Below are 16,118 nucleotides of genomic sequence, written 5' to 3' on the forward strand. Positions count from 1 at the left end.
GCTTCGATCTGATGCAGCGCCGCCAGGGCCCCGGCCGCCAGGGGCGGTGCCAGGGCGGTGGTGTAGCGGAAGGCTCCACTGCTCTGCAGTAGCCATTCGCCAATGAGCGCGTCGCCGGCGAGGAAGGCGCCACCGCTGCCGAAGGCCTTGCCGAAGGTGCCGCTGACCAGGTGCACCCCCTCCAGGCCGTGGGCCAGGCCGCGGCCGCCGGGCCCCAGCACCCCCAGGGCATGGGCCTCATCGAGCAGCAGCAGGGCCCCGTGCCGCCGGCACAGGGCGGCCAGGGCCGGCACGTCGGGACTGGTGCCCTCCATGCTGAACAGGCTCTCGCTGAGCACCAGCCGGGTCTGCTCGGGTTGCCTGGAGCGGGCCTGGGCCAGCCGCCGCTCCAGGTCCTCCAGGTCGTTGTGGGCGAAGCGCACCAGCCGCGCCCCGCTGGCGCGCACCCCGGCCAGCAGCGAGTGATGCACGTGGCGGTCGGCGCACACCAGGGCGTGGCGGTCGGCCAGGGCACTCACGGCGGCGACGTTGGCCTGGAATCCGCTGGGGAACAGCAGCACCCGCTCCCGGCCCAGCCAGGCGGCCAGGGCGGCCTCCAGCTGCAGATGCACTGGCCGGGTGCCGGTGACCAGCCGCGAGCCGCCGGCCCCCAGGCCGGTGCTTTCGAGTTCCGCCCGGGCCGCGGCGATCACGCCTGGATGGCGGCTCAGGCCCAGGTAGTCGTTGCTGGCTAGATCCAGCAGGGGGATCGGCAAGGTCGTCGCCCCGGCCCCCCCGGGCTCCTCCTGCAGGGCGATGCCATCGGTGGGGCGGAAACTGCGCAGCCGCCGCCGTCGCTGCTGGTGCAGGGCGGCGAGCCCGTCATGGAGCCGCCGCCGCCAGGGGGGCATCAGGCCGTCGGCATCCAAGGGGACGAACCCGAACACGGGTGGCAAAACCCTAAGAGGCCGGCAGGTCGCGGCCAGCCCATAGGATTCGCTGATGCTCGACCGCCCCGACGTTGGCAGCACCACCCGCGTCGACGGGGCCAGCGACGGCGCGATCGGCAGCGACGTGACGGGCACCAGCACGGCAGGTGGCAACGCCGTACCTCCGCTTGGGGAGCTGTTCCCCTTCCCCCTGGATGGTTTCCAGCTGGAGGCGATCGATTCCCTCAACCAGGGCCACTCGGTGGTGGTGAGCGCCCCCACCGGCTCCGGCAAGACCCTGGTGGGCGAGTACGCCATTCACCGGGCCCTGGCCCACGGCCAGAAGGTTTTTTACACAACGCCCCTCAAGGCGCTCTCCAACCAGAAGCTGCGCGATTTCCGCCACCAGTTCGGCCACGACAAGGTGGGCCTGCTCACCGGCGATCTGAGCCTGAATCGGGAGGCCCAGGTGGTGGTGATGACCACCGAGATCTTCCGCAACATGCTCTACGCGGAGATCGACCATGCCGACGACGATCCCCTGGCCGATGTGGAAGCCGTGGTGCTCGATGAGTGCCACTACATGAACGACACCCAGCGGGGCACCGTCTGGGAGGAATCGATCATCCACTGCCCGACGCGGGTGCAGCTGGTGGCGCTCTCGGCCACGGTGGCGAACGCAGGTCAGCTCACCGACTGGATTGAGCGCGTGCATGGCCCCACCCGGCTGATCCACAGCGACTTCCGCCCCGTCCCCCTGGCCTTCAGCTTCTGCAGCGCCAAGGGCCTGCATCCGCTGCTCAACGACGAGGGCACCGGCCTGCATCCCAACTGCAAGGTCTGGCGCCCTCCGAAATCCACCCGCCGCAAGGGACCGAAGGAACCGCGGCCGCCCCAGCCGGAGGCACCGCCGATCGGCTTCGTGGTGGCCCAGATGGCGGAGCGCGAGATGCTGCCGGCCATTTATTTCATCTTCAGCCGCCGCAACTGCGACCGCTCCGTGCGCGACCTGGCCAAGGTGTGCCTTGTCGATGCCGGCGAGCAGGCGCGGATCCGCCAGCGGCTGGACGCCTTCATGGCGGTGACCCCCGAGGCGGTGCGGGAGGGCGGCCATGCCGATGCCCTGCTGCGGGGCATCGCCGCCCACCATGCCGGCGTGCTGCCGGCCTGGAAGGAACTGATCGAGGAGCTGTTCCAGCAGGGGCTGATCAAGGTGGTGTTCGCCACCGAAACCCTCGCCGCGGGCATCAACATGCCGGCCCGCACCACGGTGATCTCGGCCCTCTCCAAGCGCACCGAGCGCGGCCACCGGCCCCTGATGGGCAGCGAATTCCTGCAGATGGCGGGCCGCGCCGGCCGCCGCGGCCTCGACACCCAGGGCTACGTGGTGACCGTTCAGAGCCGTTTCGAGGGGGTCCGGGAGGCCGGCGCCCTGGCCACCAGCCCGGCCGATCCCCTGGTGAGCCAGTTCACCCCCAGCTACGGCATGGTGCTCAACCTGCTGCAGCGCTACGACCTGGCCAAGGCCCGGGAGCTGGTGGAGCGCAGCTTCGGCCGCTACCTGGCGGGGCTGGATCTGGCCGAGGACGAATGCCGCATCGCCGAGCTGATGACCCAGCTGGCCAGCCTGGAATCCAGTGGCGGCGAGGTGCCCTGGGACGACTTCGAGGACTACGAGAAGGTCCGCGGTCGCCTGCGGGAGGAGCGCCGCCTGCACCGGATCCTGCAGCAGCAGGCCGAGGAAACCCTGGCCCACGAGCTCACCCTGGCGCTGCAGTTCGCCAGTGAGGGCACCCTGGTGAGCGTCAAGGCGCCGGCCCTGCGCAGCCGGGTCACCCCGGCGGTGATCGTGGCCAAAGTGCCCGGCTCCGGCCAGTTCCCGCTGCTGCTCTGCCTCACCGACGAGAACGTCTGGATCCTGCTGCCCTGCCACTCGGTGGTGACCCTCCACGCCGAGCTCAGCTGCCTGCAGGTGAACCAGCTGGAGCCGCCGGAGCTGCTCCACGCCAATGAGCTGCGCCACGGCGACAACGCCAGCGGCGGCCTGGCCCTGGCGGTGTCCTCGATGGCCCGCCGCCACGACATGCACACCCCCCGCTACGACCTGGCCGGGGAGGTGCAGCAGCAGGGTCAGCTGGTGCAGCAGCTGGAGCAGGAGCTGGAGGCCCACCCGGCCCACCGCTGGGGCGATCGCAAGCACCTCAAGAAACACCGCCGCCGCATGGAGGAACTGGAGGAGGAGATCGGCGAACGCCAGCGGCTGCTCCATCACCGCGCCAACCGCCACTGGGACACCTTCCTGTCCCTGATCGACATCCTGCGCTTCTTCGGCGCCCTCGACGGCGAGGAGGGACTGGAGCCCACCGAGGTGGGCCGCACCGTGGCGGCCCTGCGGGGCGACAACGAGCTCTGGCTGGGGCTGGCCCTGATGAGCGGCCATCTCGATGGCCTCGATCCGGCCGAGCTGGCGGCGGTGCTGGAGGCCATCTCCACCGAAGTCAACCGGCCCGATCTCTGGTGCGGCTACCCGCCGCCACCGGCCTCCGAGGAGGCGCTCCATGACCTGCGCAGCCTGCGGCGGGAACTGCAGCGCCAGCAGGAGCGGGCGTCGGTGGTGGTGCCGGTGTGGTGGGAGCCCGAGCTCACCGGCCTGGTCCACGCCTGGGCCCGTGGCGCCAGCTGGAACGACGTGATCGCCAACACCTCCCTCGATGAGGGCGACGTGGTGCGCATCCTGCGCCGCACCGTCGATCTGCTGGCCCAGGTGCCCTACTGCGAAGCAATCAGCGAGCAGCTGCGCCGCAACTCACGTCTGGCCCTCAAGAGCATCAACCGCTTCCCCGTCTGCGAGATCGAGGATCTGCTGGCCGGCGGCAACGGCAAGCTGGATCCGGCGACGGAGAGGCCGCCGGCCGCTTAGGGGGCGGCCGCCCCCCTCAGATCCCCAGCCGCTCCCAGATCACGTCCAGATTCGCCCGGTGCAGGTCGGTGGCGAAGCACGCCTCCAGCTGCTCGGGGCCCAGGTGGTCCGTCACCGCCGGATCGCCCGCCAGGTTGGCGCGGAAGTCGCCGCCCTCGGTGTTCCAGGCGGCGTGGGCGTGGCGCTGCACGATCCGGTAGGCCTCCTCCCGGCTCAGCCCCGCCTCCACCAGGGCCAGCAGCACCCGCTGGCTGAACACGACGCCGCCATACACATTCATATTGCGGGCCATGTTCTCCGGGTACACCCCCAGCCCCTCGACCACGGCGGTCATCTCCCGCAGCATGAAGTGCAGGGTGACCGAGCAGTCGGGCAGCATCATCCGCTCCACCGAGCTGTGGCTGATGTCCCGCTCGTGCCAGAGGGCCACGTTCTCCAGCGCCGCCACGGTGTAGCTGCGCAGCACCCGGGCCAGGCCGCTGATGCGTTCGCTGCGGATCGGGTTGCGCTTGTGGGGCATGGCGGAGCTGCCCTTCTGGCCCTTGGCGAAGTTCTCCTCCACCTCCAGCACGTCGGAGCGCTGCAGGTTGCGGATCTCGGTGGAGAAACGCTCCAGGGAGGTGCCCACCAGGGCCAGGGTCTGGACGTACTCGGCATGGCGGTCGCGGCCGATCACCTGGGTGCTGGCGGTATCGGGCTCCAGGCCCAGCAGCCGGCAGGTGATCGCCTCCACCTGCGGATCGGTGTTGGCGTAGGTGCCCATGGCGCCGCTGATCTGGCCCACGGCCACCACCCGCTCCAGCCGCTCCAGCCGCTCCCGGTTGCGCTCGGTTTCGGCCAGCCAGCCGGCCACCTTGAAGCCGAAGGTGATCGGCTCGCCGTGGATGGCGTGGGAACGGCCGATCATCACCGTGTCCTTGTGGGCCCGGGCCAGGCGGCGCAGGGCGCCTGAGAGGCCATCGAGCTCGGTGCGCAGCAGGGCCACCGAGGCCTTCAGCTGCAGGGCCAGGCCGGTGTCCAGCACGTCGGAGCTGGTCATGCCCACGTGGATGTAGCGGCCCGCATCACCGACGTGCTCGTTGACGTTGGTGAGGAAGGCGATGACGTCGTGGCGCACCTCCGCCTCGATCTCCAGGATCCGCGGCACCTCGAAGGCCGCCTTCTCCCGGATCGTGGCCAGCGCCTCGGCGGGTACCCGGCCCAGCTCCACGTTGGCGGCGGTGGCGGCGATCTCCACCTCGAGCCAGCTCTGGAACTTCGCTTCCTCGCTCCAGAGGCGGCCCATCTCGGGCAGGGTGTAACGCTCGATCAAGGGCCGGGCGGTGATGAACGATCCACCAACCTATCGAGCCGCCCTTACCGGCTCAGGCGGCGGCGGTGAGGCGGCGGTAGGGCAGCTCCAGGTGCACCATTGACCCCCAGGCCTGCTGCCGCACCCAGCAGCGGGTGCCGCGGCGCCGGATCAGCTGGAAGGGGGGCAGATCCTCGGGATGGTCCCGCAGCCGCACGAAGCTTCCCGGGTGGAGCAGCTCCACCACGTTGGATCCGGGGGCAGCCTTGGAACCGGGGGCAGCCATGGGAGGGAACCGGGGGGAAGACAGTTGCCATCCTGCGACTGTTCCGCCCCGAACCCTCTGCCCATCGGTTTTTGTTCGGTTTGGGTCGCTGTTCGGTGACAACATGCCGGTGGAGCGGCAGGACCCATGGCCGAAATGCAGGATGGCCCGTAAGCAGCGGCTCGATCGCCGGCTGGTGGACCTGGGCCTGGTGGCCAGCCGCCAACAGGCCCAGCAGCTGATCCGCGCCGGCCGGGTGCGCGGCGGCGGCGAGGTGCTCGACAAGCCCGGCACCGAGGTGGCCGAGACCCTGCCGCTGGAGGTGGAGCAGCCGCCCCGGTTCGTCTCCCGGGGGGGCGAGAAGCTGGAGGGGGCCCTGGCGGCCCTGCCGATCCAGGTGCAGGGCCGGGTGTGCCTCGACGGCGGCATCTCCACCGGCGGCTTCACCGATTGCCTGCTGCAGCACGGGGCCGTGCGGGTGTACGGGATCGATGTGGGCTACGGCCAGACGGCCTGGAGCCTGCGCACGGATGAACGGGTGGTGCTGCGGGAGCGCACCAACCTGCGCCACCTCACCCCGGAGCTGCTCTACGGCGAAGGCGATCCCTGGCCCGACCTGGCGGTGGCCGATGTGTCGTTCATTTCCCTCACCCGGGTACTGCCGGCCCTGCGGGCCTTGCTGCTGGCGGCGGGCGAGGCGGTGCTGCTGGTCAAGCCCCAGTTCGAGGTGGGGCGCCAGCGGGTGGGCAAGGGGGGCGTGGTGCGGGATCCGGCGGCCCATGCCGATGCCATCGCCGGCGTGATCGCCGCTGCGAAGGAGCTGGACTGGCACCCGGCGGGGCTGGTGGCCTCGCCCCTCACCGGGCCGGCTGGCAACCACGAGTACCTGCTCTGGGTGGTGCCAGCCGGGGCCAGCGGCGAACCTGCCTCCGAGGGCACGGACTGGTCCGGCACGATTGCGGAACTGGTGAAGAGCACCCTGGCCGGGGCCTGAGGGGCCCACGGCCAGGGTCAGGACGGCAGGGGCCGGGCGCTCAGATGGCGCCGCTGTCGAGGTCGCCGGTGCGGATCCGGATCACCGAATCGACGGTGCTGATGAAGATCTTGCCGTCACCGATCTCGCCGGTGCGGGCTGCATCCTGCACCGCCTGGACCACGGTGGCCACCCGGTCGTCGTCGACGACGATCTCGAGCTTGAGTTTCTGCAGGAACTCGACCGTGAATTCGGAACCGCGATAGCGCTCCACCTGCCCCTTCTGACGGCCGAATCCGCGCACCTCGCTCACGGTCATGCCGACGATGCCCGCATTGACAAGGGCGATCTTCACGTCCTCGAGCTTGAAGGGGCGGATGATGGCCTCGATTTTCTTCATGGCTGTGCTGCGGTCAGGAAGGCGACGGTTGGAGTCTCTCAGAGTCCCCGCCTGAAGGGGGGACGGCTCCATTACCGCCGAGCCTTGCCGGGGTCGTCGTAACGGTTGCTACGCGCGCTCCGGGCCGCTGACGGGCGGGTCGGGCCGCCGCCGGGAGCGCCGCCCCATCCGTCAGCTCCTGTACGGTCAAAATCCGTCTCCCTGTCCTGCTGACCATGGCTTCCGGTGTCGCCGACCAGCCCCAGACCGTGACCCCCCTGTACGGGGAGCGGGCCATCGCCGAGGCCCAGCTGGTCTGCTTCGCCAACCCCCGCGAGGGTCGCGCCTACGAGGTGTCCATCGAACTGCCGGAGTTCACCTGCACCTGCCCCTTCTCCGGCTACCCCGATTTCGCCGTCCTGCGGCTGCTGTACCAGCCCGGCCCCCGGGTGCTGGAACTCAAGGCCCTCAAGCTCTACGTCAACAGCTACCGCCACCGCTCCATCTCCCACGAGGAGGCGGCCAACCGGATCCTCGACGACCTCGTGGCCGCCTGCGATCCCCTCTGGATGCAGCTGGAGGCCGATTTCAACCCCCGCGGCAACGTCCACACCGTGGTGCGGGTCAGCCACGGCGAGCGCCGGCCCTGCTGAGTCAGGGCTGCTGAGTCAGAGCTGGGGTTCCAGCCGCTGCAGCAGCACCGGCAGCTCGGCGGCGAAGGCGGTGAGGTTGCGGTTGCAGAGCCCCGCGACATGCAGCCGGCCGCCGGGGCCGTCGGCGATGGCCCAGAGCTGGCGGGTGGCCACCAGGCTGAGGGCCCCGCCCGCCAGGGCGATGGCGAAGCCGGTGTAGACGAGGGGCACGCCGGGGTCCCGTTTGAACAGGATGCCGCTGGCCGGCAGCACACTCGCCACCCGGATCGGCAGCCCCTTCACCTCCTGGGCCTCGCCGCCGGGCACCAGCTGGGCCAGGGCCACGCCATCGGGGCCGAACACCTGCACCGGCCCCTGTTCGCTGGTGAGGCTCAGCAGCACCGGCTCGCTGCCATCCGGGCGGGTGGGCAGCACCAGTCCCCAGATCTGGTCGCCCAGCTGGGGGAAGGTCTGCAGGGGCAGCTCCAGCACCGGGCTGCGCCCCAGCTGCAGGCTGATCGTCGCCAGGGACCAGTCGGCCTGGTAGAGCGTCATGCCCCGGTAGCGCAGCGGGTGGTTGACGCTGATGGCGGCTTCGGTGGTGGTGGCCGCATCGCCGGGGGTGATCAACCGCAGGCTGGAGGAGAACTGCTCCGGGCGGCCGGCGGGATCCCGCTGGATGCGGAAGTCGTCAAGGGCCAGGGTCACCTGGGTGCTGCCGCGGCTGTCGAGCAGCTCCAGCTCCCGGCCCGGGGCCAGGAAGCGCTCCAGGCGCTGGCCCCCCAGGGCGCCCCAGGCCGCCCCCACCATCAGCACCACCATGCCGGCATGCACCAGCAGGGGGCCCACCCGGCCGAGCACCCCCCGGCGGGCCGCCAGGCGGTCCTCCTGGCGCTGGATCTGCCAGCCCGCGCCGCGCAGATCGGCCTCCAGCCGCTCCAGGCCGGCGACGGGATGTTCGGTGACGAGGGTTTCGGCCACGCTCAGCTTGCTGAGCTGGCGGGGGCTGCGGTAGTCGATCCAGCGCAGGGAGGCCTGCAGGGCGGGCCACTGGCGGCGCCAGCTGCACAGGATCAGGGACAGGCCCAGCCAGGCCAGCAGGGCCAGGAACCAGCCACTGGAATAGACGTGATCGAGCTGCAGGCGCAGCACCCCGTCACCATCCAGCAGCCCCAGCCAGGGGGTGGGGTCGTAGAGCTGGTGGTAGAAGGCGGCCTCCTCCTTCTGGGGAATGGCCGTGCCGATGCCGCTGGCGATGGCGATGACCAGCAGCAGGCCGATCGCCAGGCGCAGGTCGGAGATCCAGGCGGCCAGGCGCTGCAGGGGGCGCCAGGGCGAGGCAGCCGTGCCGCTCATGGCAGCACCGACAGCAGGGTGAGGCCGCCGCTGGCGAGCAGCACCACCCGCTGGCCGGCGGCGAGGGCCCGCTCCAGCCGCGGCAGCAGGTCGGCGGGGCGATCGCTGGCCAGCAGCTCCGGTGCGGGGGCGTCACCGCGCCAGGCCTCGAGGTCCGCCAGGAGACGCCGGGGAGCCGCCACCAGATCGGCCTGGCGAATCCGGTCCTGCCAGTGGCGGGAGAGACCCGCCAGGCCGGCGGCATCGGTGCCCAGTACCTCCAGCAGCGAACCCTCCAGCCGTGCCCCTGCGCCACTTCTGGCCATGATGCTCCCGGACGTGCCGGCCCACCCACCTGCCCATGAGCGATCGACGCCAGCGGATCCACAGCCTCGTGGTGGCCCTGCTGGCCCACCAGGGTGACCTCGAGCTGCTGGATGACGACCGCTCAGGCCCGGGCGGCCATCCACTCGGGGGCGGTGGGGACGCCGGCAGCTGGCTGGAGCGCAACCGGCGGGTGGTGCAGCGCTACCAGTCCCTGGTGCGCAGCGCCGTCACCCTCGATGCCCTGATCGAGCAGGAGCTGGGCAGCGATCAGCTCGGTGGCGGCGCCCCGTCCGCCTGACCCTCGAGGAAGGCCATCAGGCGGGGATAGAGCAGCAGGGCACCCGCGTTGGTGAGGTGGGTCGCGTCGCTGTAGAGGAGCGTCCCGGCCCGGGCGCTGGAGCAGACGGCCTGCGTCGGCGGGCAGAGGCTGTCGAAGGGGCTGAACAGACGCGTGCCGGCCAGGTCCCGGATGGTGCGCTCCTGCAGGCGCTGGGCCGGGGCGATCGCGGCCAGCTCCTGCCGGCGCGGCCGCAGCACCGGCTGGCACTGGGAACCGAGGGACCAGGCGGGACGGAACCACTCCGTCTGGCAGAGGGTGAGCGGACCACCGATCTTCAGCTGGGGGAAGGTGGGCAGGGGGCCGAACACCACCACGTCCGCTCCGCGGCGGCTCACCTCGGCAGCGAAGCGGCGCAGGGCGGAGGCGTAGGAGGCCTCGACGCTCAGGCGGGTCTCCCCCTGGATCCCCTCCAGGTGGCCGGCCAGATTCGACACCAGCACGACCCGGTCCCCAGGCCGCAGGCGGGCCAGCACCCGGCGCTCCTCGTTGTCGGCGTAGGGGCGGCAGCGGCGGTAGCGGGCCTGCTCCGGGGCGCCCTCCGTCCAGCGGGGGAAGTAGGGCACCGGGCAGCCGCCCCGGGCCATGAAGGACACGTTGAAGCGGCCGCTGGCCAGCAGCTTCTCCCCGAGGGGAATCAGCACATGGGTGTGGCTGTCCCCCAGGAAGAAGAGGGTGGGGAGGTCCTTCCCCTTCGGCCCCAGGGCCAGGCAGGGGTCGGGCCCGTCACCCCTGACGACCGGATCGGTGGGCTCCTGGAAGCAGTGGACCGTGTCGACGGTGGTGCCGCCGATGCGCTTCATGTTGGCCGTGGTGCCGACGGCGTTGCGGCGCTCACCGACGAAGATCCGGCCCAGCAGCGGCCCCTGCAGGCCCGCACTGAAGAGGGCGACCAGCACGGTCATGGCCGGGTAGGCCAGGCCGGGACGACCCAGGCCGGGGATGGCGGGGTGGCCGTAGCGGAACAGGCACTCCAGCCGGTAGGAGAGGGCCGTGCACAGGGTGATCAGCACGAGCACCGGCAGCAGGGTGACGGCGTTGAACCCCACCGTCCAGCGGGCCAGCACAATCACCGGCCAGTGCCAGAGATAGAGCGAATAGGACACCATGCCGATGGCCAGGCTGGCGGGATGGCACAGCCAGCGGCCGATGCCCCTGGCGGGCTGGAGCAGCAGCAGCAGCAGGGCCGTCAGTGCCGTGATCCCAACGGTGGTGCCCAGGCGCCAGGCCTCCGGCAGCAGCAGCAGGGCCAGCGATGCCGCCAGGGCCAGCAGGGCCAGGGGCTGGCGCCAGCGGGGCAGGGCCAGCTTCCGGCCCAGGTCGCGGGCACTGCCGCTGCCGCGATGCAGCAGGTAGGCCACGCAGCCCGCCGTCAGTTCCCAGAACCGGGCAGTGGTGAGGAAGAAGGCCCGTTCGGCGTTGCCGCCCAGGCTCAGGCCCAGGTAGAGGGCCAGGGACAGGGCCAGCAGCAGCAGGCTGGCCACCTTGAGCCGCCGCAGGGCGCCGGCCCCGGCCCCGGCCACCCCCAGACCACAGAACAGCAGCACCGCCGGCCAGACCAGATAGAACTGCTCCTCCACCCCCAGCGACCAGGTGTGCATGAAGGCGTTGAAATAGTTGTCGGTGGCGAAGTAGTTCGAGCCCTGCCGGAGCAGATAGAGATTGGACACCCCGAACAGGGCGGCGGTGCCGGTCCGCATCACCGGCGCGAAGAAATCATCGAGCGGCGAGACCAGCATCGCCAACAGGGCCGAGACGACGGCGACGTTCACCACCAGCGCCGGCATCAGACGGCGGATGCGGCGCCCATAGAACCGGCGCAGGAACTGCCAGCGGCTGCCATCCCGCCGCGCCAGCAGCGAGGAGGTGACCACGTAGCCCGAGATCACGAAGAAGATGTCGACCCCGAGGAAGCCGCCCGGCAGCCAGCGGGGATCGAGGTGGTTGATCAGCACCGCGATCACAGCCACGGCCCGCAGGCCGTCGATCTCGGGCCGGTAGGCCCTCGAGCGCTGCGGCGGCAGGATGCCCGCACCGAAAAGCCGCACCAGAGCGTTCACGCCGACCCGACGGTTGCAGGCAGGGTACTGGCGGTCTGCCGGTGCCATCGCTGAGCGGCCAGCTCTGACAAGCTGGGCCCACCTCGTCCGGCCCCATGGCGCCCTTCGGCCTCTCCGCTCTCCACAACCTGCGGCGCGGCAGGAGTCCCTGGCAGCCCCCCGAGGCCAGCTGGTCGCGGCCCTTCGGCCAGGGCTGGAGCCAGCCCTACACGGTGCGCTACGCCAGCAACCTCGACGACGGCCCCAACCACGGCATGCCGCTGGGGGGCTTCGGCGCCGGCTGCCTGGGCCGGGGCCTCGACGGCGCCTTCAACCTCTGGCACCTCGATGGCGGGGAGCACTGGTTCGGCGTGCTGCCCGACTGCCAGTTCGCCCTGTTCGAGCAGGACGGCGAAGGGCGGCGGGCCCATGCCCTGGCCACCACACCCGCCTCTGACGCTTCCCGCCCCGACGCCGGCCCGCCGCTGGCCGCCTGGAGCTGGTACCCCGCCGCCACCCCGGAGCAACCGAGCGGCACGGTGGCGGTGCGCTATCCGATCAGCTCCCACCACTACGCCTCCTTGTTCAGCGCCGACGTGCGCTGCGAGGCCTTCAGCCCGATTCTCCCCGGCGACTACCGGCGCACCAGCTACCCCGTCGCCGTCTTCGCCTGGACGTTCAGCAACCCCACGAGTCAGCCGCTGGAGCTGTCGCTGCTGCTGAGCTGGCGCAACACCGTCGGCTGGTTCACCAACACCGATCCGTCGGCGGAGGTCCATTTCCGCGATGACGGCAGCCCGGAGCACAACTACGTGCCGGCGATCGGCCGCGGCAAGGGACAGCGCAACCGCTGGGTCGATGCCCCCGGCCTCAAGGGCCTGCTGCTGGAGGGGCAGCGCTCCCAGCCCCTGGCCGAAGGGGAAGGACAGTGGTGTCTGGCGGTGCCCGACGAGGCGGCGCTGAACCACCCGGGGGTGGAGGTGTTCCGCTGCAGCCGCTGGGATCCCAGCGGCGACGGGGCGGAACTCTGGGAACCGTTCAGCCGCGATGGCGCGATCCCCGACAGCGACAACGACCGCCGCAGCACCGGCGATGATCCCCTCAGCGCCGCCCTGGCGGTGCGCTTCCGGCTGGAGCCTGGGGCTTCGCTCGAGATCCCGGTGGTGATCAGCTGGGACCTGCCGGTGACGGCCTTCGCCACCGGCACCCGGGCCCTGCGCCGCTACACCGACTTCTTCGGCACCGATGGCGAGAGCGCCGCCGCCATCGCCAGCGAAGCCCTGGCGGAGTGGCGCGACTGGCACGCCGCGATTGAGGCCTGGCAGGCGCCGGTGGTGCAACGCCACGACCTGGCGGAGCCGCTGCGGATGGCCCTGCTCAACGAGCTCTACGACCTGGCCAGCGGCGGCAGTCTCTGGACGGCCGCCAGCCCGAGCGATCCGGTGGGTCGCTTCGGGGTGCTCGAGTGCCTCGACTACGCCTGGTACGAAAGCCTCGACGTGCGGCTCTACGGCTCCTTCGCCCTGCTGCAGCTCTGGCCCGAGCTCGACAAGGCCGTGCTGCGCAGCTTCGCCCGCGCCATCCCGGCCGCCGATCCGACGCCGCGGCCGATCGGCTGGTATTTCACCCAGGGACGGGGCCGGGTGGAAGCGGCCCGCAAGGTGGCCGGCGCCACCCCCCACGACCTCGGCGCCCCCAACGAGCGCCCCTTCGACGCCACCAACTACACCGCCTACCAGGACTGCAACCTCTGGAAGGACCTGGCCAGCGATTTCGTGCTGCAGGTCTGGCGCACCTACCGCCTGGCCCCCAGCGGCCCGGACATCGCCTTCCTGGCGGACTGCTGGCCGGCGGCGGTGACCGCCCTCGACTACCTCAAGCAATTCGACGTCAACGACGACGGCCTGCCCGACAACGGCGGCGCCCCGGACCAGACCTTCGACGACTGGCCCCTGCAGGGGGTGAGCGCCTACTGCGGTGCCCTCTGGATCGCCGCCCTGGAGGCCGCCCTGGCCATCGGCCAGCGGCTGCAGCTGGAACTGGGTCTGGACAGCGCCGAGGAGCAGCGGCGCTTCGGCGGCTGGCTGGAGCAGTCCCGAAGCCACTTCGATGCCCTGCTCTGGAACGGCGAGTACTACGCCATCGATGCCGGCAGCAGCACCCCGGTGGTGATGGCCGACCAGCTCTGCGGCGACTTCTACGCCCGCCTGCTGGGGCTGCCGCCAGTGGTGGCCGATGACCGGGCCCGCTCGGCCCTGAACGCGATCCGCCAGGCCTGCTTCGAGTCCTTCGAGGGCGGCCGCCTCGGGGTGGCCAACGGCCTGCGCCGCGACGGCACCCCCCTCGATCCGAAGGGCACCCATCCGCTGGAGGTCTGGACCGGCATCAACTTCGGTCTGGCCGCCTACTACCGGCTGATGGACGAGAGCGGCACCGCCTTCGCCATCACCGGCGCCGTGGTGCGCCAGGTGTACGAGGGGGGCCTCCAGTTCCGCACCCCGGAGGCGATCACCGCCGCCGGCACCTTCCGCGCCTGCCACTACCTGCGGGCCATGGCGATCTGGGCCCTCTGGGCCACCCACACCGGCTGGCAGCCGATCCCCGGCGCCGAGCGCCAGCCATGAGCCAGTGGTTCTGCGGGCGGATCGAAGTTCTGCTGCTGGCCCCTCTGCTGACCCTGATCCTGGCCATCGCCCCGCCGCCGGCCCTGGCCCAGGTCCATGCCCACCCGGATGCCGACGGCACGCCGGTGGTGCGCAGCCTGGAGAGCCTGCGCGACCTCGATGACCAGAGCTGGCAGGTGGTGGCCTACCGGGAGGGGCCGCCGGGGGGGCCGCTGCGGTTGCGGATCGTGGGCTACCCCGGCAAGGTGCGCCTCGACCATCCCACCGCCCTGGAGGTGCGCAGCGGCCGGCTGCGCTGGGACCTGGAGGACGTCACCCTGGCCAGTGCCGCCCTGGCCGGCGACACCAGGGCCGCCGCCGCCGAATTCGATCTGGCACCGCTGCTGGCCGATCTGGATCGCGACCGTCCGCTGCGACTGCGGCTGCCGCGGGTGTTCAGCGAGCTGGCGGTGCCCCCCTACGTGGTGGCCGAATGGCGCAGCCTCGCGGACGCACCGACCCGATGAGCTCCGGCTCCCCCTGGCGCCGGTGGATGGCCCGGGCCCTGCAGCTGGCCGCCCTCGCCGAGGGTCGCACCAGCCCCAATCCCCTGGTGGGCGCCGTGGTGCTCGACGCCGAAGGAACACTGGTGGGGGAGGGATTCCATGCCCGCGCCGGGGAGGCCCATGCGGAGGTGGGGGCCCTGGCCCAGGCGGGGGATCGGGCCCGGGGCGGCACCCTGATCGTGACCCTGGAACCCTGCTGCCACCACGGCCGCACGCCCCCCTGCAGCGAGGCGGTGATCGCCGCCGGCATCGCCCGGGTGGTGCTGGCCATGGCCGACCCCAACCCCCGGGTGGCCGGCGGCGGCATCGCCCGCCTGCGGGACGCGGGCCTGGAGGTGATCGACGGGGTGATGGAAGCCGAAGCCCGCCGGCTCAACCGGCCGTTTCTGCACCGGATCGCCACCGGCCGGCCCCTGGGGATCCTCAAGTGGGCCACGAGCCTGGATGGCCGCACGGCGCTGCCCAACGGCGTCAGCCAGTGGATCAGCGGTCCGGGGGCCCGGGACTGGGTGCACCGCCTGCGGGCCCGCTGCGATGCGGTGATCGTGGGGGGCGGCACCGTGCGGGCCGACGACCCCCTGCTCACCAGCCGGGGGCGACGCAGCCCCGAACCGCTGCGGGTGGTGCTCAGCCGCGGCCTGGATCTGCCGGAGCAGGCCCGTCTGTGGGACACGGCCGCCGCTGTGACGCTGCTGGTCCATGGGCCGGAGGCGCCCCAGGATCGCCGCGACCGCTTCGATCGGCTGGGGGTGGAACGCCTGGCCCTGGAGACCTGCGAACCGGCGGCCCTGGGGATCGCCCTGGCCGAACGGGGCTGCAACCGGGTGCTGTGGGAGTGCGGGCCCGGGCTGGCAGCGGCGGCCCTGCGCCAGGACTGCGTGCAGCAGCTGGCCGCGGTGATCGCACCGAAGCTGCTCGGCGGCCATCCCGCCCGCACCGCCCTGGGTGACCTGGGCCTGGAGAGCCTCGAGGGCGGCTGGGCCCTGCAGGACGGGACGATCGGCTGGCTGGGCCCGGACCTCCTCTGGCAGGGCGCGGTGGAGGGAGGCCCGCCGCTCAGCGCAGCTCCGGATGCCGGGGATCCCCCTTGAACGGCCCCTCCACGGCGCTGGTGATCCAGCCGCCGTAGAAACCGCCGGGCTGGGGGACCACCCGCTCCCCATCCACCCAGCAGCCGTCCATCAGCGCCGGGTAGCAGGCCAGCCAGCCGGCCAGGGCCTCGAAGGCCGGCGTGGGTGAGGGATAGGACCAGAGGGCCCGCCGCAGGCGGCGCTCTCCGCCTGCGCCGTCCGGGGCCACCAGATCGAAGTAGCGGGCCACGCCTTTCCACTCGCAGAAGCTGGAGCCGGTCGCGGGCTCCAGCAGGGTCAGGTCCACATCCTCCGGGCAGAGGTAGAACACCGGGGGATGGAAGGTCTCAAGCACCCGCAGGCTGCGCTGGGTGTCGCACAGCACCCGCCCCAGGGCCTCCACCCGCACCTGCTGGCTGCAGGGCAGCAACGCCGGTGGCCGGGGATAGCTGGCGACGCGCTCGCCCATGGGA

The 16,118-nt window shown here is 71.7% G+C and carries 15 protein-coding genes; 7 read left to right on the forward strand and 8 right to left on the reverse strand.

Annotated features, from left to right (window positions below; genetic code table 11):
- A partial coding sequence (locus VB737_RS08925; RefSeq protein ID WP_500312522.1) for an aminotransferase class I/II-fold pyridoxal phosphate-dependent enzyme occupies window positions 1-890 on the reverse strand: 890 nt, incomplete at its 3' end.
- Window positions 891-981: 91 nt separating this feature from the next.
- Between VB737_RS08925 and VB737_RS08930 the strand changes: the two genes are divergently transcribed.
- Window positions 982-3,828: a DEAD/DEAH box helicase gene (locus tag VB737_RS08930; RefSeq protein WP_500312504.1), complete on the forward strand. Its 2,847-nt coding sequence runs from the start codon at window positions 982-984 to the stop codon at window positions 3,826-3,828.
- A gap of 16 nt (window positions 3,829-3,844) precedes the next feature.
- On the opposite strand, the gene purB is transcribed toward VB737_RS08930, so the two are convergent.
- Entirely contained in the window at window positions 3,845-5,140 is a 1,296-nt protein-coding gene (gene purB, locus VB737_RS08935; RefSeq protein WP_500312505.1) for an adenylosuccinate lyase, read from the reverse strand.
- A gap of 52 nt (window positions 5,141-5,192) precedes the next feature.
- Window positions 5,193-5,405 carry a hypothetical protein gene (locus tag VB737_RS08940; protein ID WP_015110580.1) on the reverse strand — a complete coding sequence of 71 codons (213 nt, stop codon included), beginning with the start codon at window positions 5,403-5,405 and terminating at the stop codon, window positions 5,193-5,195.
- A 142-nt stretch (window positions 5,406-5,547) separates the two neighbouring features.
- On the opposite strand from VB737_RS08940, the gene VB737_RS08945 reads away from it, so the two are divergent.
- The gene (locus VB737_RS08945) at window positions 5,548-6,378 is read left to right on the forward strand and encodes a TlyA family RNA methyltransferase (RefSeq protein ID WP_500312506.1); all 831 of its coding nucleotides are present in this window, start codon (window positions 5,548-5,550) and stop codon (window positions 6,376-6,378) included.
- Window positions 6,379-6,418: 40 nt separating this feature from the next.
- Here VB737_RS08945 and VB737_RS08950 read toward each other — a convergent pair whose 3' ends face one another.
- Window positions 6,419-6,757 carry a P-II family nitrogen regulator gene (locus tag VB737_RS08950; RefSeq protein ID WP_015110582.1) on the reverse strand — a complete coding sequence of 113 codons (339 nt, stop codon included), beginning with the start codon at window positions 6,755-6,757 and terminating at the stop codon, window positions 6,419-6,421.
- Window positions 6,758-6,972: 215 nt separating this feature from the next.
- On the opposite strand from VB737_RS08950, the gene queF reads away from it, so the two are divergent.
- Window positions 6,973-7,389, forward strand: a complete 417-nt coding sequence (gene queF, locus VB737_RS08955) for a preQ(1) synthase (RefSeq protein WP_015110583.1) — start codon at window positions 6,973-6,975, stop codon at window positions 7,387-7,389.
- Between the two features lie 15 nt (window positions 7,390-7,404).
- Here queF and VB737_RS08960 read toward each other — a convergent pair whose 3' ends face one another.
- Both VB737_RS08960 and VB737_RS08965 read right to left on the reverse strand, forming a co-directional pair.
- The gene (locus tag VB737_RS08960; protein ID WP_500312507.1) at window positions 7,405-8,724 is read right to left on the reverse strand and encodes a cytochrome c biogenesis ResB family protein; all 1,320 of its coding nucleotides are present in this window, start codon (window positions 8,722-8,724) and stop codon (window positions 7,405-7,407) included.
- Window positions 8,721-9,029, reverse strand: a complete 309-nt coding sequence (locus VB737_RS08965) for a hypothetical protein (protein WP_500312508.1) — start codon at window positions 9,027-9,029, stop codon at window positions 8,721-8,723. The genes VB737_RS08960 and VB737_RS08965 overlap by 4 nt, the downstream gene beginning before the upstream one ends.
- Window positions 9,030-9,064: 35 nt before the next feature.
- Here VB737_RS08965 and VB737_RS08970 point away from each other — a divergent pair, with 35 nt between their 5' ends.
- Complete coding sequence (locus VB737_RS08970) at window positions 9,065-9,328, forward strand: DUF8678 family protein (RefSeq protein ID WP_500312509.1); 264 nt, start codon at window positions 9,065-9,067, stop codon at window positions 9,326-9,328.
- On the opposite strand, the gene VB737_RS08975 is transcribed toward VB737_RS08970, so the two are convergent.
- A complete protein-coding gene (locus tag VB737_RS08975) occupies window positions 9,298-11,427 on the reverse strand; it encodes an acyltransferase family protein (protein ID WP_500312510.1) in 2,130 nt (709 codons plus the stop codon). The two genes, VB737_RS08970 and VB737_RS08975, sit on opposite strands and share 31 nt — an antisense overlap.
- Window positions 11,428-11,522: 95 nt before the next feature.
- Between VB737_RS08975 and VB737_RS08980 the strand changes: the two genes are divergently transcribed.
- From VB737_RS08980 to ribD, 3 genes are read left to right on the forward strand one after another with little or no spacing between them, the layout of a single operon-like run.
- Window positions 11,523-14,030 carry a GH116 family glycosyl hydrolase gene (locus tag VB737_RS08980; RefSeq protein ID WP_500312511.1) on the forward strand — a complete coding sequence of 836 codons (2,508 nt, stop codon included), beginning with the start codon at window positions 11,523-11,525 and terminating at the stop codon, window positions 14,028-14,030.
- On the forward strand, window positions 14,027-14,536 hold the full coding sequence (locus VB737_RS08985) for a DUF3122 domain-containing protein (RefSeq protein ID WP_500312512.1): 510 nt from the start codon (window positions 14,027-14,029) through the stop codon (window positions 14,534-14,536). The genes VB737_RS08980 and VB737_RS08985 overlap by 4 nt, the downstream gene beginning before the upstream one ends.
- Window positions 14,533-15,666, forward strand: coding sequence for a bifunctional diaminohydroxyphosphoribosylaminopyrimidine deaminase/5-amino-6-(5-phosphoribosylamino)uracil reductase RibD (gene ribD, locus VB737_RS08990; protein ID WP_500312513.1), 1,134 nt, complete (start codon window positions 14,533-14,535; stop codon window positions 15,664-15,666). Before VB737_RS08985 ends, ribD begins: the two co-directional genes overlap by 4 nt.
- On the opposite strand, the gene VB737_RS08995 is transcribed toward ribD, so the two are convergent.
- A complete protein-coding gene (locus tag VB737_RS08995) occupies window positions 15,632-16,114 on the reverse strand; it encodes a DUF427 domain-containing protein (RefSeq protein ID WP_500312514.1) in 483 nt (160 codons plus the stop codon). The genes ribD and VB737_RS08995 overlap by 35 nt on opposite strands.
- Between the last annotated feature and the right edge of the window lie 4 nt (window positions 16,115-16,118).

The organism is Synechococcus sp. BA-120 BA3, from assembly GCF_034931285.1.
In the GTDB taxonomy this organism is placed as follows: Bacteria; Cyanobacteriota; Cyanobacteriia; order PCC-6307; family Cyanobiaceae; genus Cyanobium.